This is a genomic window from Staphylococcus sp. GDY8P119P (assembly GCF_017892075.1).
Taxonomy (GTDB): Bacteria; Bacillota; Bacilli; order Staphylococcales; family Staphylococcaceae; genus Staphylococcus; species Staphylococcus ureilyticus.
In genome coordinates this window covers 389,571-412,080 of record NZ_JAESKJ010000006.1, presented here as the reverse complement: position 1 = coordinate 412,080, position 22,510 = coordinate 389,571, and the positions used below count along the sequence as shown (strand labels likewise).

The 22,510-nt window shown below is 31.6% G+C and carries 27 protein-coding genes; 2 read left to right on the top strand and 25 right to left on the bottom strand.

Annotation, left to right across the window (positions count from 1 at the left end):
* Positions 1-77: 77 nt before the first annotated feature.
* The 11 genes from lipA to sufC all read right to left on the bottom strand — a co-directional run bounded on the left by lipA (position 78) and on the right by sufC (position 12,244).
* Positions 78-1,007, bottom strand: a complete 930-nt coding sequence (lipA, locus tag KA830_RS06175; protein ID WP_046207509.1) for a lipoyl synthase — start codon at positions 1,005-1,007, stop codon at positions 78-80.
* A gap of 81 nt (positions 1,008-1,088) precedes the next feature.
* Positions 1,089-2,408 (bottom strand): bifunctional metallophosphatase/5'-nucleotidase, encoded by a 1,320-nt coding sequence (locus KA830_RS06170; protein ID WP_046207508.1) that lies wholly within the window; start codon positions 2,406-2,408, stop codon positions 1,089-1,091.
* A gap of 20 nt (positions 2,409-2,428) precedes the next feature.
* Entirely contained in the window at positions 2,429-3,253 is an 825-nt protein-coding gene (locus KA830_RS06165) for a sulfite exporter TauE/SafE family protein (RefSeq protein WP_204179768.1), read from the bottom strand.
* A gap of 12 nt (positions 3,254-3,265) precedes the next feature.
* Complete coding sequence (locus KA830_RS06160; protein ID WP_064209466.1) at positions 3,266-4,114, bottom strand: DUF72 domain-containing protein; 849 nt, start codon at positions 4,112-4,114, stop codon at positions 3,266-3,268.
* A gap of 186 nt (positions 4,115-4,300) precedes the next feature.
* Positions 4,301-5,371: an NAD(P)H-dependent flavin oxidoreductase gene (locus KA830_RS06155; protein ID WP_204179767.1), complete on the bottom strand. Its 1,071-nt coding sequence runs from the start codon at positions 5,369-5,371 to the stop codon at positions 4,301-4,303.
* A gap of 65 nt (positions 5,372-5,436) precedes the next feature.
* Complete coding sequence (locus KA830_RS06150; RefSeq protein WP_046207504.1) at positions 5,437-6,456, bottom strand: hemolysin family protein; 1,020 nt, start codon at positions 6,454-6,456, stop codon at positions 5,437-5,439.
* Between the two features lie 237 nt (positions 6,457-6,693).
* Positions 6,694-8,091, bottom strand: a complete 1,398-nt coding sequence (gene sufB, locus KA830_RS06145) for a Fe-S cluster assembly protein SufB (RefSeq protein WP_046207503.1) — start codon at positions 8,089-8,091, stop codon at positions 6,694-6,696.
* 136 nt (positions 8,092-8,227) lie between these two features.
* Entirely contained in the window at positions 8,228-8,677 is a 450-nt protein-coding gene (sufU, locus tag KA830_RS06140) for a Fe-S cluster assembly sulfur transfer protein SufU (protein ID WP_046207502.1), read from the bottom strand.
* Positions 8,667-9,905: a cysteine desulfurase gene (locus KA830_RS06135; RefSeq protein WP_046207501.1), complete on the bottom strand. Its 1,239-nt coding sequence runs from the start codon at positions 9,903-9,905 to the stop codon at positions 8,667-8,669. Before KA830_RS06135 ends, sufU begins: the two co-directional genes overlap by 11 nt.
* Positions 9,906-10,076: 171 nt before the next feature.
* Positions 10,077-11,384 (bottom strand): Fe-S cluster assembly protein SufD, encoded by a 1,308-nt coding sequence (gene sufD / locus KA830_RS06130; protein ID WP_046207500.1) that lies wholly within the window; start codon positions 11,382-11,384, stop codon positions 10,077-10,079.
* A 98-nt stretch (positions 11,385-11,482) separates the two neighbouring features.
* Positions 11,483-12,244, bottom strand: coding sequence for a Fe-S cluster assembly ATPase SufC (gene sufC, locus KA830_RS06125; RefSeq protein WP_046207499.1), 762 nt, complete (start codon positions 12,242-12,244; stop codon positions 11,483-11,485).
* A 365-nt stretch (positions 12,245-12,609) separates the two neighbouring features.
* Between sufC and popT the strand changes: the two genes are divergently transcribed.
* Positions 12,610-13,461, top strand: a complete 852-nt coding sequence (gene popT, locus KA830_RS06120) for a polyprenyl-phosphate transporter PopT (RefSeq protein WP_070039165.1) — start codon at positions 12,610-12,612, stop codon at positions 13,459-13,461.
* Positions 13,462-14,441: 980 nt separating this feature from the next.
* Here the strand turns inward: popT and KA830_RS06115 are convergent.
* From KA830_RS06115 to KA830_RS06105, 3 genes are all read right to left on the bottom strand, one after another.
* Positions 14,442-14,810, bottom strand: a complete 369-nt coding sequence (locus KA830_RS06115; RefSeq protein WP_204196322.1) for a hypothetical protein — start codon at positions 14,808-14,810, stop codon at positions 14,442-14,444.
* 181 nt (positions 14,811-14,991) lie between these two features.
* On the bottom strand, positions 14,992-16,005 hold the full coding sequence (locus tag KA830_RS06110; protein WP_204179765.1) for a Kiwa anti-phage protein KwaB-like domain-containing protein: 1,014 nt from the start codon (positions 16,003-16,005) through the stop codon (positions 14,992-14,994).
* A gap of 177 nt (positions 16,006-16,182) precedes the next feature.
* On the bottom strand, positions 16,183-16,590 hold the full coding sequence (locus KA830_RS06105; protein ID WP_204179764.1) for a YjdF family protein: 408 nt from the start codon (positions 16,588-16,590) through the stop codon (positions 16,183-16,185).
* 326 nt (positions 16,591-16,916) lie between these two features.
* Here KA830_RS06105 and KA830_RS06100 point away from each other — a divergent pair, with 326 nt between their 5' ends.
* Positions 16,917-17,333, top strand: coding sequence for a VOC family protein (locus tag KA830_RS06100; protein WP_204179763.1), 417 nt, complete (start codon positions 16,917-16,919; stop codon positions 17,331-17,333).
* A 78-nt stretch (positions 17,334-17,411) separates the two neighbouring features.
* Here KA830_RS06100 and KA830_RS06095 read toward each other — a convergent pair whose 3' ends face one another.
* From KA830_RS06095 to KA830_RS06050, 11 genes are all read right to left on the bottom strand, one after another.
* Positions 17,412-18,002: a type 1 glutamine amidotransferase family protein gene (locus KA830_RS06095; RefSeq protein ID WP_204179762.1), complete on the bottom strand. Its 591-nt coding sequence runs from the start codon at positions 18,000-18,002 to the stop codon at positions 17,412-17,414.
* Positions 18,003-18,040: 38 nt separating this feature from the next.
* Positions 18,041-18,385 (bottom strand): DUF4260 domain-containing protein, encoded by a 345-nt coding sequence (locus tag KA830_RS06090; protein ID WP_204179761.1) that lies wholly within the window; start codon positions 18,383-18,385, stop codon positions 18,041-18,043.
* Positions 18,386-18,563: 178 nt separating this feature from the next.
* The gene (locus KA830_RS06085) at positions 18,564-18,737 is read right to left on the bottom strand and encodes a hypothetical protein (RefSeq protein WP_239436873.1); all 174 of its coding nucleotides are present in this window, start codon (positions 18,735-18,737) and stop codon (positions 18,564-18,566) included.
* Positions 18,738-18,926: 189 nt separating this feature from the next.
* The gene (locus KA830_RS13690; protein ID WP_239436872.1) at positions 18,927-19,106 is read right to left on the bottom strand and encodes a hypothetical protein; all 180 of its coding nucleotides are present in this window, start codon (positions 19,104-19,106) and stop codon (positions 18,927-18,929) included.
* Between the two features lie 412 nt (positions 19,107-19,518).
* Positions 19,519-19,764, bottom strand: coding sequence for a hypothetical protein (locus tag KA830_RS06080; RefSeq protein ID WP_204179760.1), 246 nt, complete (start codon positions 19,762-19,764; stop codon positions 19,519-19,521).
* A 166-nt stretch (positions 19,765-19,930) separates the two neighbouring features.
* Complete coding sequence (locus KA830_RS06075) at positions 19,931-20,482, bottom strand: terminase small subunit (RefSeq protein ID WP_204179759.1); 552 nt, start codon at positions 20,480-20,482, stop codon at positions 19,931-19,933.
* Positions 20,483-20,526: 44 nt separating this feature from the next.
* Positions 20,527-20,733: a hypothetical protein gene (locus KA830_RS06070; RefSeq protein ID WP_204179758.1), complete on the bottom strand. Its 207-nt coding sequence runs from the start codon at positions 20,731-20,733 to the stop codon at positions 20,527-20,529.
* 2 nt (positions 20,734-20,735) lie between these two features.
* On the bottom strand, positions 20,736-21,332 hold the full coding sequence (locus KA830_RS06065) for a pathogenicity island protein (RefSeq protein WP_204179757.1): 597 nt from the start codon (positions 21,330-21,332) through the stop codon (positions 20,736-20,738).
* Between the two features lie 15 nt (positions 21,333-21,347).
* The gene (locus KA830_RS06060) at positions 21,348-21,518 is read right to left on the bottom strand and encodes a hypothetical protein (protein WP_204179756.1); all 171 of its coding nucleotides are present in this window, start codon (positions 21,516-21,518) and stop codon (positions 21,348-21,350) included.
* Position 21,519: 1 nt separating this feature from the next.
* A complete protein-coding gene (locus KA830_RS06055; RefSeq protein WP_204179755.1) occupies positions 21,520-22,068 on the bottom strand; it encodes a hypothetical protein in 549 nt (182 codons plus the stop codon).
* 3 nt (positions 22,069-22,071) lie between these two features.
* Entirely contained in the window at positions 22,072-22,416 is a 345-nt protein-coding gene (locus tag KA830_RS06050; protein ID WP_204179754.1) for a pathogenicity island protein, read from the bottom strand.
* Positions 22,417-22,510: the final 94 nt, after the last annotated feature.

Sequence of the window (22,510 nt, the reverse complement as noted above, 5' to 3'; positions counted from 1 at the left end):
GACTTAGCCCAAAGTGAGTTAACGTGCGTCGTTAATTGCTCTAATTGAACTAAGTCTTTAAATACAATTTCTATATTTTAACTATTAGAATCCATGTTAAGTTGTTCTTCACCTAAGCGATGTCTTTCTTTTGCAGCTTCATTCACTTGCTCATCTGCATGATAAGAACTTCTCACAAGTGGTCCAGCTTGGCAATGTTTGAAACCTTTATCCATTGCTACTTTTCTTAATTTACCAAATTCTAATGGTGTATAGTATTTTTCAACTTTTAAGTGTTTACGTGAAGGTTGCAAATATTGGCCGATAGTCAAGATGTCTACATCATTTGCACGTAAATCATCCATTGTTTCATAAATTTCTTCGTGAGTTTCCCCTAGTCCTACCATTAAACTAGATTTTGTTGGTATATCAGGTTGTAATTCTTTAGAACGTCTTAAGAATTCTAAAGTACGGTCATAAGTCGCTCTAGCACGAACTCTTGGTGTTAAACGACGAACTGTTTCAATATTATGGTTTAAAATATCTGGTTTTGAAGCCATTAATGTTTCTAAAGCTTCGAAGTCACCACCCATATCAGATGGTAATATTTCTATTGAAGTATAAGGGTTACGCTCACGTACTTTACGGACTGTTTCAGCATAAACATTTGATCCAGCATCTCTTAAATCATCACGTGCAACCGCTGTTATAACAACATGTTTTAAATTCATTAATTCAACAGATTCTGCCACACGCTCTGGCTCATCTAAATCTAACTCATTTGGCAATCCGGTTTTAACCGCGCAGAAACGACATGCACGCGTACAAACTGCACCTAAAATCATAAATGTCGCAGTACGACGCTCGCCCCAACATTCATGTATGTTTGGACATTTTGCTTCTTCACACACTGTATGTAAGTTCTTTTCTCGCATCATTTTCTTAAGACCAGTGTAGTTTTCGTTAGTATTCAGTTTTATTTTCAACCAATCTGGTTTACGTAAAATTTCTTCATTTTTAGTAGCCATAACCGTACAATTCCTCCTGATTTCAAATCTGTAATCATTATAACGAAAATCGGATTAAATTAAAACGTAAAATGTAATATTTTAATATTCGAGCAATTTATCTTTATAAATATCTCTTAAAAATTCTGGCATTAAGTAATCTATAGATTGTTCTTTAAGCGTTGGGAAATAACGACCAAATGTATACATATCAACAGTACCTAGCACATAACTTTTATCGTCTTCAATTTCTTCTCCGTTGATAAAATATCTTGCTTCAGATTCGATTAATCCTAAATTATAAAGTATATAACCACCAAATATATCTCCTCTAAAACCTAAACCTTGTGCATGTTCATTTAGATATTCTTGCTTTTGACTTTTAATGATTATATTTTTTAATTCTAGACCGTTTAAGCGGATGCGAACAGCATTAATAGGATGAGGTAACATTTGATGTATATCAAATTCCGTCACTTGATCCGCTGAAATACCTTTTACAATCAATCCTGCATTAATAATTGTGCAGTCAGCATTCGTAAATTCAAATATACTTTCAGCTAACATATAAGACGTCTTTGTTATTACATCTGTCCTTCTCTGCAAATCAACTGGTCTATTAATAACTGGATCGCTTAACAGTGCTTTACCTTCTTTTTCGAAATGTGTTTCTACTTCCGGCAAAGTGTCTACTGGATAAATCACTGCTTGTTTATCTACAACTTTTTTTTGGTCTATCTCTAATGTTACTTCACCTAAAAAGTGACCATATTTACCAGCAGCTGCCATTAGCACACCATTATTCATTTCACCATTTTCAAAATAATGATGTGTATGACTACCCAATATTAAATCAATTTCAGGAATTTCTTGGCATAATTTTTCATCAAAAAACACACCCACATGACTCATAATAATCAATAAGTCATACGCATCTTGATGTGCGCTAATTTCATCTTTAATCGCTTCTAATGGATTCGTAACAACCCAATCCAAAGCCCTATAAAATGGTGTGAATGGCGCAGTGGCTGCAACAAATAAGATTCTCACACCTTCAATCTCTTTGATGATTGATGATGTAATATTTCGAGGTAAGTCACCCTGTTCGTCAAAAACATTTGCACAAGTTACATCAAATTCTGCATTGTCATAAAGTGTGTTTAATGCATCATGTGATATTGTCATACCTTCGTTATTACCAATAGTTGCTATATCACAATGTGCTTGATTTAAAAGCTCAACATTTTTGATTCCCATAGTAGCTTCTGTAACAGGAGCAGATAAATCTACATGGTCTCCAATATCTAAATAGAGCGAGGGATGATTTAATTTTGGTCTCTCTTGAGCTAAATATTCGGAAATACGAGCATACTCATGCAAATGACTGTGAATATCATTTGTATGGTAAATAGTTAATTTCACCTTGGTACCCTCCTCTTAGTTTATAAAAATGACTTAATAATTAAATATAGTCCCATTATAAGCATAACTGTTCTTAATAACATAACCACAGTATTTGATTGTATGGATTGATTGACTTTTACACCAATTTTCGCACCCAAATAGCTAGAGATGATTAATACAATAGAATATACCCAAGCTACATGTCCTTGTGCAATATGTCCAATAGAACTCATCACGCTGGAAAAGAATATCATCATCATACTTGTACCAACTGCGACATGTGGTGGAAATCTAAAAACAATTAACATTAGCGGTGTCATAAGTGCACCACCACCAATACCAAACAATCCCGTCAAAACACCTATAAATAACGTTGATATAAATGCCACAATTGGCGGAACACTATAATGATGTATTTTTCCATAACCGTCTACATATGTACGCTCATACTTAGGCTTAATAAACATTTTCATTGGTTTTATATTATTTCTTATCATAAGCAGAATTGCTACGAATATTAAGAAAATACCAAAATATAAATTAAAAGAATCTAAAGTTAAAAAACGACTTAAAATTGATCCAACCAAAGAGCCTGGTAACAAACCAAATAAAAAGATGGAACCATTTTTGACGTCAACTTGTTTCGTTTTTAAATAACCTAATGTTGACGATAGTCCTGTCACGATTAATATTAATGAAGATGTTCCTATGGCAATCTGAGGTGTGATGCCATGTAGTAAATCATTTTCTACGCCCAAATAAACTAAAGTTGGGACGATGATAATACCGCCACCAATGCCCACAAGTGAACCCAATATGGCTGATAAACCACCAATTAAAATCAAAATGATTATTGTTAACATATCTGACCGCTCCTAAAATAATTTTAATTGTTGTGGTGCTAAGCCTTCATAATCAATGCCTAATAATGTTTGGTATGTTTTAGCATTTTGTGCAGCATGACCACCGGAGTTATTATTAAACACGACATAAATATTTTTAGCTTTTTGTTCTAATAATTTCACTTTTTGCGCTAAATCATTAAGTTCTTGCTTATTATAATCATACAAATATCTAACGTCTCTCCAAGCTTCATCCGTCATGTCTTTTTTTGTCCATCCATGTTCGTTTCTACCATGATAACGCACAAATGCTGTTTCGTTTGTAATACGATTGACTAATGGTATAGAACCTTGGCCTACTTGTGGTTCATCACATACCGCATGTATCATGTCATGTTCAGTTAAAAAAGCTAATGTTTCTTCTTTATACTTATCATTAAACCAGGATTGATGTCTAAATTCTATACAGACAGGAAAATCCTTCAACTGTTCTCGTACATATCGAATATATTTAATGTTTTGAACTGTGCAGTCAAACCAAGGTGGAAACTGTACTAATACCATCGCTAACTTTTTTTCAGATTTTAATGGCGCTAACATCGCTTTAAACTGATCAAAAAGTATTTGTCTTGATTCTGCAAAATCATGATAATCTGCATGAAGTGTTAATGCCTGATGAATTTTAACTATAAATTGGAATCTCTCAGGCGTCTCTCTTATCCATTTTCTAATATTTCTTTCAGGTTGTATCGCATAATATGATGCATCTAATTCTACGATGGGAAAGTGACTTGCATATGTAATTAGCTTATCTGATTTACGCTGTAAATCTTCGTACAAAGTATCATGGTCTCCCCAACCTGTTAATCCAATATTTATCATAGTATCACCAGTTACATGATACCATAGATGATTTATAAGATTCACTTGATTAAATTTTATTCTTCAATTATTTCAACGGTTAAAGTTAAGAAAATCAACGGTCATTTTAAAAGATTCAATAGATACAAAAATCAAAAAAATTGCTATCATTTTTTAAATAGCAACTTTTATTAAAACATCTAAAGATTAATCATCATTGAGTATGCGTTCTGTTTCTTGTACGATATCAGCTATCAATTGAGCAGCTGAATTCGGTTGGGATAACCTTGGACTTTGTCCGCTCCATAAATGCGTCCATTGTTCCTTACCTAAATCAGCTGCAGTTTTACGAATACTATTCGTCAATTGATTTTGAATAGGATAATCTGGAATATCATCAGCATAACTTTCCATCTTGTGTATAAATTCATTATCGATACCTCTAGCTGGTTTTCCCGTAAAGGCTTTTGTGATAACAGTATCTGTTTCTTTGCTCTGCTGTATTGCATTTTTATATAATGTTGAAGCTCCACTTTCTTCTGAAGTTAAAAATGCTGTTCCCATTTGTACAGCCTCAGCACCTAGCACCATACTTGCAACCACACCACGTCCATCCATAATGCCTCCTGCTGCTATAACTGGAATAGATATATTATCCACGATTTGTGGAATCAATGACATGGTACCAACCAATGGCGTGTGTTCACCAGAAGTCACAGTGAAAGAACCTCTATGACCACCCGCTTCACTACCTTGAGCAATAATCGCATCCATTCCTGCGCTTTCATTGGCTTTCGCTTCTTCAACAGAGGTTGCTGTGCCTACCACAGTAATCTGACGCGCTTTCAATTTTTTGATAATATTTTGATTTGGGATCCCAAAAGTAAATGATACTACAGGAACCCCTTTTTCAATCACCATATCTATGGCATCGTTAAATTGCTGTTCTTCACTAATATCAATCACAGGTTCCTCTAAGTTTAAAGCTTTTCTATAGGGGTTTAACCATGCATTCATGTGTTCTACATTTTCTGGAATATATAATTGTTCACTTGGAACAAATAAATTAACGGCAAAGGGTAAGTCAGTTAATTCTTGCACATAAGTTATCTCAGAATCTAATTTTTCTGGAGTAAAATAACCTGCTCCAATCGTACCAAGTCCTCCACTATTACTGACAGAAGCTACTAATTCCGGTGTCGTACTACCTGCCATACCTGCCTGTATGATTGGAAGCTTGATATTCAACATTTTGGTCACCTTTGATGAAAAGTGCATACAAAACACTCCTTTTATTGAAATACAATAACCTAAATATCACTGAAAATTTATTACTAAAGTTTTTACTTTTTATTATAAGCTTGCATTTGTGCGTCTAATTTTTCTCGTTCTTGTTCATCCATTTCATCTTCAATTTCCATACCTAGCATCTCTTCAATCAAGTCTTCATGAGACACAATGGCATCTGTGCCACCAAATTCATCTAATACAATCGCTAAATGTTTGCGCGACACAGTCATTTTTCTGAGCACCCATTCTGCTCTATTATGTTCATTCACAAATAAAGGTTCTGAAGTATATTGTAAAATATCATTTGACTTTTCTTTACTCCATGCTAACAAATATTTTGAATGGAAAATGCCAATAATATGATCGATATCACCATCATATACTGGATAACGGGTATATGGATTCGTCACGACAGTGTCATATGCATCTTCATAAGATATATCAGCCGGAAACGCGGTTACATTAATCCTCGGTGTTGTATCAATATTGGTTATTTTTAATTGTTCAAAATCCATAACACCTTGGATTCGATTTCGTTCCATTTCATTAAATGCACCTTCGCTACCTGCAATTGTAACCATCTGTCTAATTTCTTCTTTTGATAACCGTTGTTGATCTTCTTGTCCTTTGGAAAGTAAATTATTAATCATATCCGTTAACCAGTTTAACAATTTCGTAATTGGTTTAAATATTATGACAAAAAATGCAATTGGCGTGTAAACCAATCTAGACATACGATCTGGATAAGTTGCAGCAACAGATTTTGGAATTACTTCAGAAATAATGATGATAGCAACCGTTGTCACTGCAGTAGCTATACCAACGTTCACGCCAATATCCACTGCTAAGACTGTCACCAATGTAGGTAAAATAATATTCGCAATATTATTTCCAATTAAAATTGTAGTAATAAACTCACTGGGTTTTGTAAGTAGTTTTGATAATTTAGCGGATTTTTTATCTCCATTTTCAGCTTCAGTTTGTATTTTCATCCTATTTGCAGCAGTTAAAGCTGTTTCACTACCAGAAAAGAAGAATGAAGCAAATAAAAGTATGATTATAGCAATAATCATATCAGCATAACTCCTTTTTGTGTTCTATAAAATTTTAAACGATATGTATCAATTCCCTCATATTACAATGCATAAACGCATTTCTAACTATTAGAACTACGTTTTCAAAACAATACGAATAAAAAAACACGAGGTGATACAAATTTGAATCCCAAAAGTATACGGGTATCAAAATAGTATCACTCGTGTTTTATATTTAATCATTTACTGTAAAACCAAATTTTTGATTACCAATTTTTAGCCGATTGAACCTTCCATTTCAAATTTGATAAGACGATTCATTTCAACAGCATATTCCATTGGAAGCTCTTTAGTAAATGGTTCAATGAAGCCCATAACAATCATTTCTGTAGCTTCTTCTTCAGAAATACCACGGCTCATTAAATAGAACAATTGTTCTTCAGAAACTTTTGATACTTTAGCTTCATGTTCTAATGAAATATTATCATTAAATACTTCATTGTATGGAATTGTATCTGAAGTTGATTCATTATCTAAAATTAAAGTATCACATTCAATGTTTGAACGTGCACCTTTAGCTTTACGACCAAAGTGTACGATACCGCGATAAATTACTTTACCACCGTCTTTAGAAATTGATTTAGATACAATCGTAGATGAAGTGTTAGGTGCTTTATGAATCATTTTTGCACCAGCATCTTGAACTTGACCTTTACCAGCGAAAGCAATGGATAACGTACTACCTTTAGCACCTTCACCCATAAGTACACAGTTTGGATATTTCATCGTTAATTTAGAACCTAAGTTACCATCAACCCATTCCATATTACCATTCTCATGTACTAATGTACGTTTTGTAACTAAGTTATAAACGTTATTAGCCCAGTTTTGAATTGTAGTATAACGCACATGGGCATCTTTGTGGACGATAATTTCAACTACAGCTGAGTGTAGTGAACTTGTTGTATAAACCGGAGCCGTACAACCTTCTACATAGTTAACTGAAGCACCTTCATCTGCAATGATGAGTGTACGTTCAAATTGTCCCATGTTTTCAGAATTAATACGGAAATACGCTTGTAATGGCGTATCTAGCTTAATATTTTTCGGTATATAAATGAATGAACCACCAGACCAAACAGCTGAATTAAGTGCTGAGAACTTATTATCTCCAGCTGGCACAACTGTTGAGAAATATTGTTTAAATAGGTCTTCATTTTCTTTTAATGCAGTATCAGTATCTTTAAAGACGATACCTTTTTCTTCAAGTTCTTTTTCCATATTGTGATAAACAACTTCGGATTCATATTGGGCTGAAACACCGGCAAGGTATTTTTGTTCAGCTTCAGGGATACCTAATTTATCAAATGTACGTTTGATTTCTTCAGGCACTTCATCCCATGAACGTTCAGTTTGTTCAGATGGCTTAACATAATAAGTGATATCATCAAAATTCAATTCTGATAAATCGCCACCCCATTGAGGCATAGGCATTTTGTAGAATTGTTTTAATGCTTTCAATCTATAATTAAGCATCCATTCTGGCTCTTCTTTCATATTTGAAATTTCACGGACGATATTTTCTGTTAAACCGCGTTCTGATCTAAAAATGGAAACATCTTCATCATGGAAACCATATTGGTAATTACCCACATCAGGTGCTTTTTTAGCCATTTAAATCACTCCTTTTATATATTAAAACGACTCGCGTCAAGACAACTTCGTTTGTAGTTACATCGTATTACAACTAATCTTGGTGTTATGTCTAGTGTGAATGGAAATTTACACAATGTCAACGTATCAACATGGATTAGTCTTCTGTATTTCCTTCTTTTTCAACTGTACCTTTTTCTAAAGCTTTCCAAGCCAAAGTAGCACATTTAATTCTAGCTGGGAATTGAGAAACGCCTTGCAGCGCTTCAATATCTCCCATTGCTTCACTGATTTCATAATCTTCACCAAGCATCATTTTTGTGAATTCTTGACTCATTTGCATTGCTTCAGCTAAAGAGTGACCCTTTACTGCTTCAGTCATCATTGAAGCACTAGACATTGAAATTGAACAACCTTCTCCATCAAATTTTGCATCTTTGATAAAACCATCTTCAATATCAAACGTAAGATGAATGCGATCCCCACAAGTTGGATTATTCATATCAACTGTCATTGCACCAGTATCTAAACGCCCTTTATTTCTAGGGTTTTTATAATGATCCATAATGACTGAACGATACAACTGGTTTAAATTATTAAAATTCATATGAGAAAAACTCCTTCGTTTGCTTCAAGGATTCTACTAATTGATCAATATCTTCTTTAGTATTATAAATATAGAAACTTGCACGTGCAGTTGACGATTGATTCAACCATTTCATCAATGGTTGCGCACAGTGATGGCCTGCTCTAACTGCAACACCTTCAGTATCCACTGCAGTCGCTACATCATGAGCATGAACATCAGCCATATTGAACGTTATAACACCCGCACGTCTGTCTTTTGGTGGCCCATATATTTCTATACCTTCAATTTCAGACATCTTATCATAAGCATACGTCGTCAATTCATGTTCATGTGCTTGTATCGCATCAAAACCTAGGTTTTCAATATAACGGATTGCTTCAGCCAAACCAATCGCTTGCGCAATTAATGGTGTACCCGCTTCAAATTTCGTAGGTAAATCAGCCCATGAAGCATCATATTTTTCAACAAAGTCAATCATATCTCCGCCAAACTCGACTGGCTCCATTTTATCTAGCAAGGCACGTTTACCATATAATACTCCGATACCCGTAGGTCCTAGCATTTTATGGCCACTAAAACTATAAAAATCAACATCTAGTGATTGCATATCTAAATCCATATGTGGCGCTGCTTGTGCACCGTCTACGCTTACGATAGCACCATGTTCATGAGCAATATCAGTAATAGTCTTAATGTCATTAATTGTACCTAATACATTTGAAACGTGTGTAATAGCGACAATTTTTGTATTATCATTAATTGTTGCTTTTATATTTTCAATTGTAAGTTCACCATCATCTGTCATTGGAATGAACTTTAAAGATGCATGCTTACGCTTAGCCAATTGTTGCCAAGGCACGATATTGGCATGATGTTCCATTTCAGTGACTACAATCTCATCACCTTCTGAAATATTCGCATCTCCATAACTATGTGCAACAATATTAATTGATGCTGTAGTACCACGAGTGAAGATAATTTCTTCAAAATATTTTGCATTAATAAAACGTCTGACTGTTTCACGTGCGCTTTCATAACCATCAGTTGCTAATGATCCAAGTGTGTGTACACCACGATGTACGTTAGAGTTATAACGCTTATAATAATCCGCTATAACATCAATAACTTGTATTGGTGTTTGACTAGTAGCAGTTGTATCTAAATAAGCAAGGCGATTATTGTTAACTTTTTGGTTGAGAATTGGAAAGTCTTTTAATATTTCGTTAACATTTAATGATTGGGTCAAATTATCCACAGACCTTTCTTAATTTAAAAAATCAATAAAGAAACCGTAGCAATTTAAGAAATACAACAAACTAACGTATATTATTTCATTTAATCTGAGCATTTTATAGTCATGTTCAATAACATTCTCTTAATCTTATTTTGCTGCGGATTCAATTGTATTCAGTGTTTATTATTTATTAACTTTTAATTCGATGACTTCACGTAACTTACGTTGAACATCTTCGATTGGCAATTCACGTACAACTGGGTCCAAGAAACCATGAATAACGAGACGTTCAGCTTCTTGACGTGAAATACCACGGCTCATTAAATAATACAATTGTTCAGGATCGACACGACCAACTGATGCAGCGTGACCAGCCTCTACATCGTCCTCATCGATAAGTAAGATAGGGTTCGCATCTCCTCGTGCTTTCTCAGATAACATCAGAACACGAGATTCTTGGTTCGCAATAGATTTCGTACCGCCATGTTTAATATAACCAATACCATTAAATACTGTTTGCGCACCTTCTAACATTACACCATGTTTTAAGATGTAACCATTTGTTTCTTTACCATATTGAACAATTTTAGAAGTTAAATTAATTTTTTGGCTACCAGTACCAACAACAACTGATTTGAGTTCACTTTCAGAACGGTCACCAATTAAATTCGTTGTATTATCAATGATTTGGCTACCTTCGTTCATTAAACCTAACGCCCAGTTGATAGTGGCATCTGCTTCAGTAACACCGCGACGAATAATATGCCCAGTGAAACCTTTATCTAAATAATCTACTGAACCGTATGTGATTTTCGAATTAGCTCCAGCACTCACTTCTGAAACAATGTTAAGTTGATTGCCTTCTCCACTGGCGATTGATAAGTAGTTCTCTACATACGTTACTTCAGCACTTTCCTCAGTTGCAATAATGACATGATTGAAGAAACTGGCATTTTCATCGTCATGCAATACTACATATTGAATTGGATGCTCAACTACTACATTTTTTGGAACATATACAAATACGCCACCATTTAACAATGCAGTATGTAGTGCAGTCAATCTATGTTCATCAACTGTAACAGTTTCATTCATAAAATATTTTTTCACTAAATCTGGATGGTTTATTAATGCATCTGCTAAGCCTTCAACGATAACTCCATCATTTTGAGCTGAATCAGAAACTTTTGTGAACGCTAAAGTATTATTATGTTGAATAACCAAATTTTCAGTGTTTTCAACATCAATTATCTCTCTAACTTCACTTGGCAATTCTTCTAATGACTCATATACGCTACCTGTTGTTTCATGTTGTTTAAATGAATCAAAGTCCCATCTCGTGATTTTTGTTTTATCTGGTTTTGGCATTTCTAAAGTTTCAGTTAATTTCAACGCTTCTTTACGTAATTCAGTTAACCAAGAAGGTTCATTATGGGCTTGTGAATATTCAACAAGTTGTGCTTCAGAAATGTTCAAAGTTTCAGTCGTCATACTTTTTTCCTCCCATTTGATGATTGTATGATTTAACTCATCGGTATAAATCAAAACCTAAATCTTCATCTATAATATTTTTTCATATGAATTAAGACTTATTCTGCAGCATTAAACTCTTCTTTAACCCATTCATAACCTTCTTCTTCAAGGCGTTTCGCTAATTCAGGTCCTCCTGAAGTAACAATTTTACCACCGTACATAACGTGTACATGGTCAGGTGTAATATAATTTAATAGTCGTTGATAGTGCGTAATGATTAATGAACCAAACGTTTCTCCGCGCATTTGATTGATGCCTTTTGAAACTACTTTTAATGCGTCAATATCAAGTCCTGAATCTATTTCATCTAAAATAGCAAATTTAGGTTCTAACATCATTAATTGAAGAATTTCATTACGTTTTTTCTCCCCACCTGAAAATCCTTCATTTAAATAACGTTGTGCCATATCTTGATCAATATCTAAAAAGTCCATTTCCTTATCTAACTTTTTAATGAATTGCATTAAGTTAATTTCTTCGCCTTCTTCACGTTTAGCGTTTATCGCTGAACGCATAAAGTCTGCATTCGTTACACCAGTAATTTCTGATGGATATTGCATAGCAAGGAATAATCCCGCTTTAGCACGATCATCAACATCTAACTCTAAAATGTTAACGCCGTCTAATAATACTTCACCTTGTGTTACCTCATAGCTAGGATGTCCCATGATTGCAGATGATAACGTCGATTTACCTGTACCATTAGGTCCCATTACTGCATGTACTTCTCCTGTATTAATTGTTAAATTAACACCTTTAAGAATTTCTTTATCTTCAATAGACACATGTAGGTCTTTAATTTCTAATGTTGATGGCATACATATTCCCTCCGTATTATATGATATGTTTTTCCTATCCAGTTTATAATAATTTTAATCTACAGTCAAAAGACTGAGCCCTTGTTACACCTTCTAATTATAACGCAGTTGTGTTGGAATATAAACCTTTTCAAGTGCTAAATTAAAATTGTTATCAAAATACAATGATTTTTGTTAGTGCATTAAAGAATTCTTTAACTGATAATATAAGATATGATGTTCTCAACTCATTTATCCCTATATTATTCATTATGAACAAAGCATATTCTATAATCATTTATTCATTTTAACTTTTGTTTTTAATATAGTTCTATGACAAATTGTGCTATCATTTTTAATATATTTTAGATAGAAAGGATTATGATATGTCAAAAATTAAGTGGTCAAATCTATGGAAAGGATTTGCAATGGGCACATCAGATTTAGTACCCGGTGTAAGCGGAGGAACTATCGCTTTACTTCTAGGTATTTATGATGATTTTATACGCTCTATTAGTGGAATATTTTCAAAGAAGTTTTGGGAAAGCTTAAAATTCCTGATTCCTATTGGGTTAGGGATGGTCATTGCCATAGGTTTATTAAGTAAAGTAATTAATTATCTTTTAAGTGAACATACCGTGCCAACGATGTTTTTATTTGTTGGTCTAATAGCAGGCATCATACCCTATTTATTAAACACAGCAAGAGTTAAACAAACATTTCAAACTTCTCATTATTTACTCGTTTTACTTGGTATTATAATCATTGTAGTGATTACCTTATTAAATGATGGTGATAAACATGCAGGAGAAACACTTGAATTATCAACTGGTCTTATTATTAAATATTTTATTGCAGGTGTTTGTGCTTCTAGTGCAATGTTACTGCCAGGTATTTCAGGGTCCTTTATGCTATTAGTATTTGGTGTATATGGTACTGTAATGTTTTCAATTTCAGAATTTATGTCTTTAAATTTTAACGCTGTACCTATCTTAATGATTGTAGGTATTGGAATTATTTGTGGTTTCTTATTTTCTAGTAAATTGATTCAGTACCTTTTAAACCATTACACATACTTAACATATGCCATTATCATTGGTTTTGTTGTAGGATCACTGTATGCAGTATTTCCTGGGTTACCAAGCGATGTTACTACATGGATTATTTCTATTATCACAATAATTTCAGGTTACTTTATTAGCTATAAACTAGGACATATTACGAGTGATGATTTTTAATACTTCTATGCAGAAATCATATTAATTTATCACTAGCTTACTAAGATTTTGACTTTGAAATCACGTAATAACATTTGATTTCTCCCCATATTAAAATATTAAAAGCCCGGAATGGTAATGATTCGTTGCAATAACTAGTTAAGTAGTTTAGTTACAAATCCATACCATATCCGGGCTATTTTACATTCATGCTTATACATCAACAGCGAAATGATATATGATGAACGCTTATATATATAATGACGCAACCTATATCATGATATAAGTTACGCACAATTTTAAGTTCTCCCTGTCACAGTTTGAATGATAATATAATATTGAATAACGCCTTCAATATTTTCGTGCTTTAAAGCAATTCACTCAAACATAATTTAATTTTAGTCTATAAAACTTTAATTTTCAAATATGCAATTTTTCTATATAAAATCACCTTGTAAACAAAACAAATGAATACCGCTTCAACTTAAAAGCCATTTTGTAGACCATTAAGCCCATTGAGTAATATTTCATAAGTTACTTGCATCAAATAGTTTTTGATAAGAAAATATGATCATCTTGAGTGAATAAATTTAGATCAATATAACTGTTTGGACGAATTTTCCGAGTTATACTGATAATTTCACACACTGTCCTTTTACTAAATTCAAACAAAAAGAACCCTTCAACTATTGAAGTTAAAGGGTTTGTTAATTGTGTTGCTATTATTTTGCTGGAATAATTAAGTAGATTATCAAGGAAGCTCATGAATAACCAAAATACTGTTATAGAGGCATTTATTGGCATATTTCGATAAACTCCAGTTCATACCATTGCACTTATTATCAAAATTATGCCCTTTTTTTGCCCTTGAAAAACAAATATATATAATCGACTCACTTATTAACTTAGTTAAACCCGTTCTTCATAAATAAAGTAAGTATTTGTAGGTAAGAAGTTAACTCTTGTATATATCCTTCTACTTTTAAACATTTAGTTTCATTTTAGCTGTATTCATCAAAAATGAAATACACATTATTAAAAATTTTTTTGTAGTAAACTTTTTTGTCTAAATCTATACTTTTACTAACAACTGCATAACCTTCAATTAATATATCAGCACTTTGCATATTAATTTTATAAACTTTAAAATTCCCAAGTAAAAATAATGGATTTATAATTATATAATCATTTTTAGTAAATATTATCACTATAAGCACCAGTAAAGTTATAAAAACCGTATAATCTAGTTTTGTATTAATATCTTCAAAGAGTAACGGCATAAACAATGTTAAGATAAAGTAACTATATTCACTTATTGGTAGTGTCTTGTTAGATTTGACGACACCAATTTTTTTAGTGTTTTCATTCAATTTACTTTTTTCATAAATTAAATAAAGTTTGCCTGAAAAAAAATATATCGCTACTGATGAGATTAGAAATAATATCGCGTATATCCACGAGTCGTTTAAAGACCTAAATACAATAATCAAAAATATCGGTAAATATGCTAAAAACCATAAAATAAACTGCTTTATTTTATTAGTACTAATCTCAATCACCTTTTTCTAAATAACCTATGGAAGCCTTAAATTCTTTTGTCAAAAAAGATTTGACTATTTTATTTTGTAATAAATAAAATACTGCATTCATATCGTTTTTATTATCTTCTGTTATAACAATTTTTCTATTCTCAAAATCAATAAATTTAAATAAATCAGTTATTATTCCCAAATTATCATTCGTATTTTTTTTCAGTGCTGCTAATTCATCAATTCTTTCATTGAAATGATTTTCTAAATTTGATATTAAATTTTCGTTAATGGTAGCTATAGATCTTGATCTAAGATATTTACTCGCTTCTTCTTTAAAAACACTCCCACTTTCATCACTTAGGAAGATATTTTTTTGAAGAATCTTTTCAATATTTTCATCTCTTTTTTTATTAATATGATCTTCATAATCAAAAGCCCATTCAAAAGGTCTTGGAGCATGAATATATAATACTTCATTTTCATCTATAATAAAGTCAAGAAAACCACCGATCTTTATTAAATCTGTATCTATTAATTTGTAATTTTCAGAATTAATAAGCCCTAATTTTTTATTAGATGAAGCTTTTTTTATCCCTTGATAATAAAACACATAACAACTCTTCTCTTTTGTTTGGTCAACCAATTTTATCGCTTGAAATTTGGCGTTTTTTAGAATCAAATCATTTTTAGAAAAACTATCTTTCATTTTATTAAACTTTTTATTCAATTCTTCGTTTTCATTTAACTTTATATTTGCTAAAGAATCATTGATATGAAATTCATCATTATAGGAGCTTATCGAAAATTCTCCATTATGTTTAAGTTCATTTAAATTATTCCCCAATATATCTCTTAAAAATGCAATTACATCATCTTTTAGAGATAACTCTAGCGCTTCATATACTTCTTTTTTATTTTTAAGTTTTCGTAATAAGTAAAATTCGATTTTAATATCGCTAAAATTATTTAAAAATTTTTGTATTATTGAATTCTCATTATTAATATAATCTGTTTTATTTGCTATTTCATTCATTCCCCTTAGCCTCTTTCTGTGTGTAATAATGAAAGTATACATTATATTTCGCACAATAGAAATAAAGATTATAAAAAACGCAACCAACATCGGGGAGACATTGGTTGCTACTACACCTTCTATTATACCAAATCAAGACAATTTCTACTAATTGCATACATTATTACACGCAATCAATTAATGCCCTTTATGCTTTTCTTTTGCTTTGTATTTCTTGATTTTTCTTTTTCTCTCTTTGAAAGCATCTATTTTGGCTTTATTTCGCTTCTTACTTTGTTTCTTTTTTAACTCTTGTTCTTCTTTCAAGGCTGATTGTGCTTTAGTTAAATCTTTGGGTGTTTTTTGTTCCTTAGCTACTTTCCTTTGTAATCTTTTGGGATTAACTCTTTGCTTTCGACTTTTAGTTCTGACACTAGTTTGAGTGTTTTCTATCAATATTAGCAAATAATTATCAATAAAACAGAGAATTTCTCCATCGTCTGGCTCTGTTCCAAAAGTATACTTAGCAAATTTTGATTTATTATCGTATTTATATTCAATCAAACCAATAAAAAACTGTCCGTCATGAAATATAGATAGCTCCATGCTATCCCTCCTCTTAATTAATTCAGAAATGATGGACGACCTGAGGAGGAAGGTTACTGACAAATAATCGTATTTGCATTGGGACTACCAACCCAATTGTGTTTTTACATTTCTATATATAATATAACTCAAATAATTTTATTATTAAAGGGTATTAAGTATTATCTAAATAGCAATCAAAACCCACCAACATTTCTGCTAGTGGTAATTGTTTATATACCTGTAAGAAGCGAACATAAGAATCTATGTTTTCCCAAAATTATTCTTGCACTTAACGTAACGTAATACTTTACACTAAACATAAATTCAAAAAAGGTGGTAATACAATGGAATTTTATCAAATGCCAATGTTTAATAAAATATTAGTCTCTGATATTGAAAAATCAGAAAAATGGTACGAAAAAACATTAGGATTCAAAAGTGTATTTAAATTTAAAAATGACAAAAGCGAGATACTTATGAATCATTTAAGATTAGAAAAATATCAAGATTTAATGCTTATTTGTAGTAATAATTTTGAAGTAGGAAACTCAATTTACTTAAATTTATTAGTTAAGGACATCGAAAACAAATCTAAAACTATTTCTCCAAAATTTGTTGTGAGTAGACTTGAAGAACAATCTTGGAATGCTAAGGAAATGACAATTAAAGATCCTGACGGACATTTAATCACACTTACTCAATCAAACATTAGCGATGCTGATTTCGAAATACTAATGAATCAAACTTCAAAAAAATTCTAATATATCTAATTTAAATATTTAATATTATAGTTGATATAACAAACCCACTCCTCAGATCAGAGATAGTGGGTTATATTATTAATTAAATGGATTTCCAAATTTTTCACAATACTTATAAAATCCAAATCTTTTCATATACATAGTTTTTTCAATATTTTCAAGTGTATCAAAATTAATTTCTTTTAAAATTTCTTTAGTGAATTCCAGAGGAGCCGTGCCATTGGCTGTAACTAATCCCCTATCATTTACTGCTTGTATTTCCAAAAATTTATCTTCAGATGTGTAGAACTCGTGATTTTTCCATAAATAAACTGAATTGCCAGTATGTTTATAGTCATTTAGAAAACCATTTTTAGCTAGATAATCAACAGCACCGCATATAGCTCCTATTACGATGTTTTTATTAAATGATTCTTCAATAAATTTAAAAAGTCTTTGATCATTAATATTCCAAGAATTACCTCCAACCAAAATCAACAAATCATAATCTTTAGGTTCAAAACCAATAATATAATCAACTAATACTGAAAATCCACCAATAGAAATTACTTTTTCTTTTAAAGAAATAGTTTTCACTGACCACTTTTCATTTTGATTTAAAATTGAAGATAGATGCGAGCCTTCCCAATCTGCAAAATCATCTAATAATAAAAACAATGCTTTTTTCATGTTTTTCTCCTTTGATATTATTAATGAACAACAACTTCTTAAACTTTTTGAATAGTAGTTTTATCGAAACCAATAGCATATTTGAGTCCATAACCAATTGTTCTATCCATACTAATGTGTGCTATCCAAATCAAAGATACTTGTAACAGTATAGACTCTTTAGTTAACAAATAACACAAAGTGATTAATATAGGTAATATATATGTATGACCAATATTATAAATTTTACTACCCACTTCTTTATTTATAATATACCCAAACATAGATATATCAGGTAACAATAGAAATAAAAGAAATATCCATAGTGAGAAATCAAAAATAAAATAAACACATAACGTGACAATAAATACAAATGCATTTTCTAACTTAATGAAGTTGCTCAAATTGTAACCCCCTTCGTTATATAGTGTAAAATTCAAATATATTTTAACATATATTCGAATAATTATGTATTGCGCACAAACCACCCACTCCGTGACGTGTGTGGGTGGTTTAATATATAATAACAAGACAAGAAGAAAATCGTTTCAAAACCTAAAAGCAAAACCAATTAGACTTCTCTTATTTTTGCTTAACCTCTTTAGACTCTTTCTTAAAAAACATATCGTAAACAAAAGATAATCCAGCTAATATAAAACCTAATGTTACCAACCCATTTAAATTTTTATTTTCGTAAATATTTATTAATCCTAAATTTCCAAGTTTACTCCAATATTTATTTAAACTAATATTCAAATCTATGTAATTTAACACAGTCGCTACTAAAAAAATAATTACGATAATAATAATAACGTCTTTAATTGCCTTAAAAAGTTTATTCTTAATACTTACACCTCCACAATTCTTAAATTAACATAATTGCTTTATTGACGTTGAGTCTCTGTACTCTTAACGATCAATAATTTTTTCAAGAAAATATGTGTGCTACTTTTTATCTTTAAATTTTTTTAGCACAAAGAAAAATGGTGTCATAACGAATGCAAAAATTAATGAAGAAATTAGATTTGCATATATATCAAATTCAATTGCTAATACTAAATCCAATAGAGAGTACAAAACAAAAAATGAAAGAAAAAAATATATAAATGACAAAAAGATCTTCAAAATACAACCTCCTTTTTAAGTGAACTTTATTTCAGTTTAATTAATCTAAATTCTAATATAAATATAACAAAAATAGGGTAAGCACATAAGCGCCTACCCGAGCAGTATTCTCTAGTGGAGACTAGATAGAATATAAGTAGTGACAAAAAATATAGTCTAAACAACTACAACTATATTGTACCCAATCATTTCACATTCAATCATCTAATAAAGTAGCCACCCATAGGGATGGCTCAAAAGGGAATGAAGTTCTGAAGGAACTTCATGAATACAATTGTATTACACCCTATTAGATTGTTCGACGCTATTTACAATATCTTAATACTACTCAGACAATTTAATTTTATTGATTTTCAAAATAGTGAAGATAACTACGATAGTTATTGTAACGAGGTCAAATGATCTTGATTTTTTATCCTTTCTTCCATGCACTGAATAGGCCAATTATGAAAATTAAAATAGAAACAAATAAACACAAAGTATACAAGCCATTAAACTCTGGAGTGTTATACAAACCAATTAATTCTAAATTGCTAAGATTATTAAGAAAACCACTATCATTAGGAGACATTTCTAAATGATCAAATATCATTATCAAAATAAATGTTCCTACAGCAAAAAAAATAGCAGAAATTAAATATTTAGATACTCGTTTCATATTCCCCCTCCTAAATATCGCTTAAAATATAATTTCATACTAACATACTTTTAAAAAACTTATATTGCCTATATGTACAAATTAACTTCCTAATCGTCTTATCAGCATTATTATATGTAACAACAACAAAACACCCACCAGAACATATACTGGTGGGTGGCTTGGTCTAATCCTCCAACGGAACATCATCTATAATTTTAGTTCTATTAGGGTATTTCTTATCCATTTCCTCTTCTTCTTCATCATCCCACTCACCTACATTAATGATTACCGGTGTGTCACCAGTAAGTTCATGCTTATCTGTAAATAGTGTATGGTATTTACCAAGTAGATCACGCGCTTTTAAACGGTCACTAATCTTGATAGGTACTTCCACCATCTCAACACTCTCATTATAGATAATGTTGTACTTCCCTGTGTCTGGATTCTTAACGTATTCACCACGTTTAGTGACGACCTCTTTCATCTCAGTTTCTTCCCCTACTGCTGCGTTAGATAGTAGATGTAGTATCTCATTCGCAGAAAGAACGTTATCATCAATAACCTTGCTTTTAACTTCATTCAGATAGTTTGCTATCTTTTTATTCTTAAGTAACCTATGGCCTTGTGTGTGGGCGCTCTGTGGGCTATACCCTGCCTTGATAACCGACTGCGTTAAGTTTAGAGTCTTTAGATATTCAGAAACAAATTTCTCTTGTCTTGGGTTTAATTCGCTCAAATAATCACCTCTTTTTAAAAGGCTAGGCAAACGCCCAGCCCAATTTATTTATCCTTAATTAATCTATTTTTCTTAGCAAGCTCAAGGATTTTATCACCAGAACTCTTTTCGCCTTTTGGCATGTTTGCTTTAATATCTGCATTAACCGCCTGCTTAAGTACATCAACAATATCATCATCAAGGTTAAGTGGTTTTCTAATTTCGTTTAGTACTTTATCTGTGTTATTTATTTTATATTGAGTATTTCCCATTATTATTTAGCTCCTTTAAATTGTAGTTTCTTATCGTGTATGAAAGGTAATTCACTAGCATTTATAAAATCACTATATTGTGTTTCTTTGAAGTTATTTCTTAACTCTGCTTTAATTGATTTATCATTTTGCGATTTCTTAAATATATCTTCACTCTGGTATACATCAACAAAGCGCGCATGTTCTTCCCCATAATCTTCATTTACACTTTCAATTTTTTCTATAACAGTATTATATTGATTCACAATAGATTTTAATTCTTCGATTAGTTCGGCTTTTTCGTTCGCATATAAGCGAGACAATTCTTTTTGATGTTTCAATAACTCAACAGTTTTCTTATCTCTAGCTTCTTGAGATACTTCCTTTTTAGTATCAAGACGCTTATTTATAGCATTTAACTTTTTATCATCTTTAGCAATCACAGAGAACAATTCATCAGCTTTGTCATCCTCACCATTTGCGATTAGTTCCTTATATCTAGATTGATTTTCCTTATTCCTAGACTGAAGTTCCTGTTTTTGTTTAGTTAAATCTGAAATACTTTGCTCTTGGTTGTTGATATATTCGTTATATTCATCGAATAGATGTTGTGTTTTCATTTTAACGCTCCTTAGCTATCTATTATTATGGTAAATAATTTTTTTATCTTCTAATACTTTTTCAAAGTCTTTATCACTTCCGTAAGTCAAGCTGTCGTCTACCTTCTTGATTCTTGGAGATTCCGTATCATTAATGATTCTAGTTAAATCTTTTTCATATTTTGCAAGTGATTTATATTCCGCCATTTCAACTTTGCACACCTTTATTTCTAATTTGTTTAGCGTGCGCTTCATTACGTTCACGCCGTTTGATTTCTCTTAGTTCATTTCTTTTTGTACGATCATCTATTACTATTTCATATAATTCCGACTTTAATCTATCTATAATATCTGGTATATAAGTAGCATTAGATTTCATGTATCGCTTAATATCATTCTGTTCATTAATGGTGTACTTACCTATCACCTTATAAAAGGCTTTTAGGTCTCTTTGACTCTTACGCACAAACTTATCAAGCTTCTGCTTTTGTTCCATTATCTCTATTGCTAAAGTTTCTAGTGGAAAAGCTTCATAATAGATTTGATGTAGGTATTCATCACTAGCTAAGTGAGGATAAGTACGGTCATACATCGCTTCTATATCTTCTTCTGCGCCACTTATCTTTTCTGAGATGTAGTAAGGATTAAACCTTGTAAGTAATTCATAATCACTAACTTCTTTTTTTATTTCATATGTCACTGGTGGCTCATATGTGCCATATGCAAGCTCCGGTTGATTATCAATAATAATACTCACCTACTATACCTCTAGTTTCTTAATAGCTTCATATCGTCTCACACTGCCATCTATAAGCCTTTGTATGCTAAGCATAGCTTGTTCTTGTTCTTCTTTATTACTAATCATGTAATAGCCACGCTGTGTCTTTTTATAGCTACACCCAATCGCATATCCATGTTGTTCAATTAAGTTACTAATTACTGATCTAATCCATCGTTCATTCGTACTATTTATCTCATAACCTAATTGATTTAATATCTTTTCTTTAGTAATATATTTATTCGAAGCATTTCTTATCACGTTGAGTACCTGCAAGTGGTCATCGGGTAAGGTTTGCTTCTTTTTTTCTGGCGTTGAAGTTGTCATTTAATCACCTCGTTTCCTTTTACTTTATACAGTAATTATACCATTATTACACGTTTACTACAAACTAACGTTCGTTATTTTACATTATTTCAAA

Bases quoted from the DNA above. Each gene is read 5' to 3' on its own strand.
- KA830_RS06095 (WP_204179762.1), bottom strand. From the start codon at position 18,002: ATGAAAAAAGCATTGTTTTTATTATTAGATGATTTTGCAGATTGGGAA.
- sufB (WP_046207503.1), bottom strand. From the start codon at position 8,091: ATGGCTAAAAAAGCACCTGATGTGGGTAATTACCAATATGGTTTCCAT.
- KA830_RS06110 (WP_204179765.1), bottom strand. From the start codon at position 16,005: ATGAATGAAATAGCAAATAAAACAGATTATATTAATAATGAGAATTCA.
- sufC (WP_046207499.1), bottom strand. From the start codon at position 12,244: ATGCCATCAACATTAGAAATTAAAGACCTACATGTGTCTATTGAAGAT.
- KA830_RS06060 (WP_204179756.1), bottom strand. From the start codon at position 21,518: ATGGCGGAATATAAATCACTTGCAAAATATGAAAAAGATTTAACTAGA.
- KA830_RS06065 (WP_204179757.1), bottom strand. From the start codon at position 21,332: ATGAAAACACAACATCTATTCGATGAATATAACGAATATATCAACAAC.
- KA830_RS06070 (WP_204179758.1), bottom strand. From the start codon at position 20,733: ATGGGAAATACTCAATATAAAATAAATAACACAGATAAAGTACTAAAC.
- KA830_RS06150 (WP_046207504.1), bottom strand. From the start codon at position 6,456: ATGATTATTGCTATAATCATACTTTTATTTGCTTCATTCTTCTTTTCT.
- popT (WP_070039165.1), top strand. From the start codon at position 12,610: ATGTCAAAAATTAAGTGGTCAAATCTATGGAAAGGATTTGCAATGGGC.
- KA830_RS06160 (WP_064209466.1), bottom strand. From the start codon at position 4,114: ATGATAAATATTGGATTAACAGGTTGGGGAGACCATGATACTTTGTAC.
- KA830_RS06165 (WP_204179768.1), bottom strand. From the start codon at position 3,253: ATGTTAACAATAATCATTTTGATTTTAATTGGTGGTTTATCAGCCATA.
- KA830_RS06105 (WP_204179764.1), bottom strand. From the start codon at position 16,590: ATGGAGCTATCTATATTTCATGACGGACAGTTTTTTATTGGTTTGATT.
- KA830_RS06080 (WP_204179760.1), bottom strand. From the start codon at position 19,764: ATGAAACGAGTATCTAAATATTTAATTTCTGCTATTTTTTTTGCTGTA.
- KA830_RS06155 (WP_204179767.1), bottom strand. From the start codon at position 5,371: ATGCACTTTTCATCAAAGGTGACCAAAATGTTGAATATCAAGCTTCCA.
- sufD (WP_046207500.1), bottom strand. From the start codon at position 11,384: ATGACGACTGAAACTTTGAACATTTCTGAAGCACAACTTGTTGAATAT.
- KA830_RS06050 (WP_204179754.1), bottom strand. From the start codon at position 22,416: ATGACAACTTCAACGCCAGAAAAAAAGAAGCAAACCTTACCCGATGAC.
- sufU (WP_046207502.1), bottom strand. From the start codon at position 8,677: ATGAATTTTAATAATTTAAACCAGTTGTATCGTTCAGTCATTATGGAT.
- lipA (WP_046207509.1), bottom strand. From the start codon at position 1,007: ATGGCTACTAAAAATGAAGAAATTTTACGTAAACCAGATTGGTTGAAA.
- KA830_RS06100 (WP_204179763.1), top strand. From the start codon at position 16,917: ATGGAATTTTATCAAATGCCAATGTTTAATAAAATATTAGTCTCTGAT.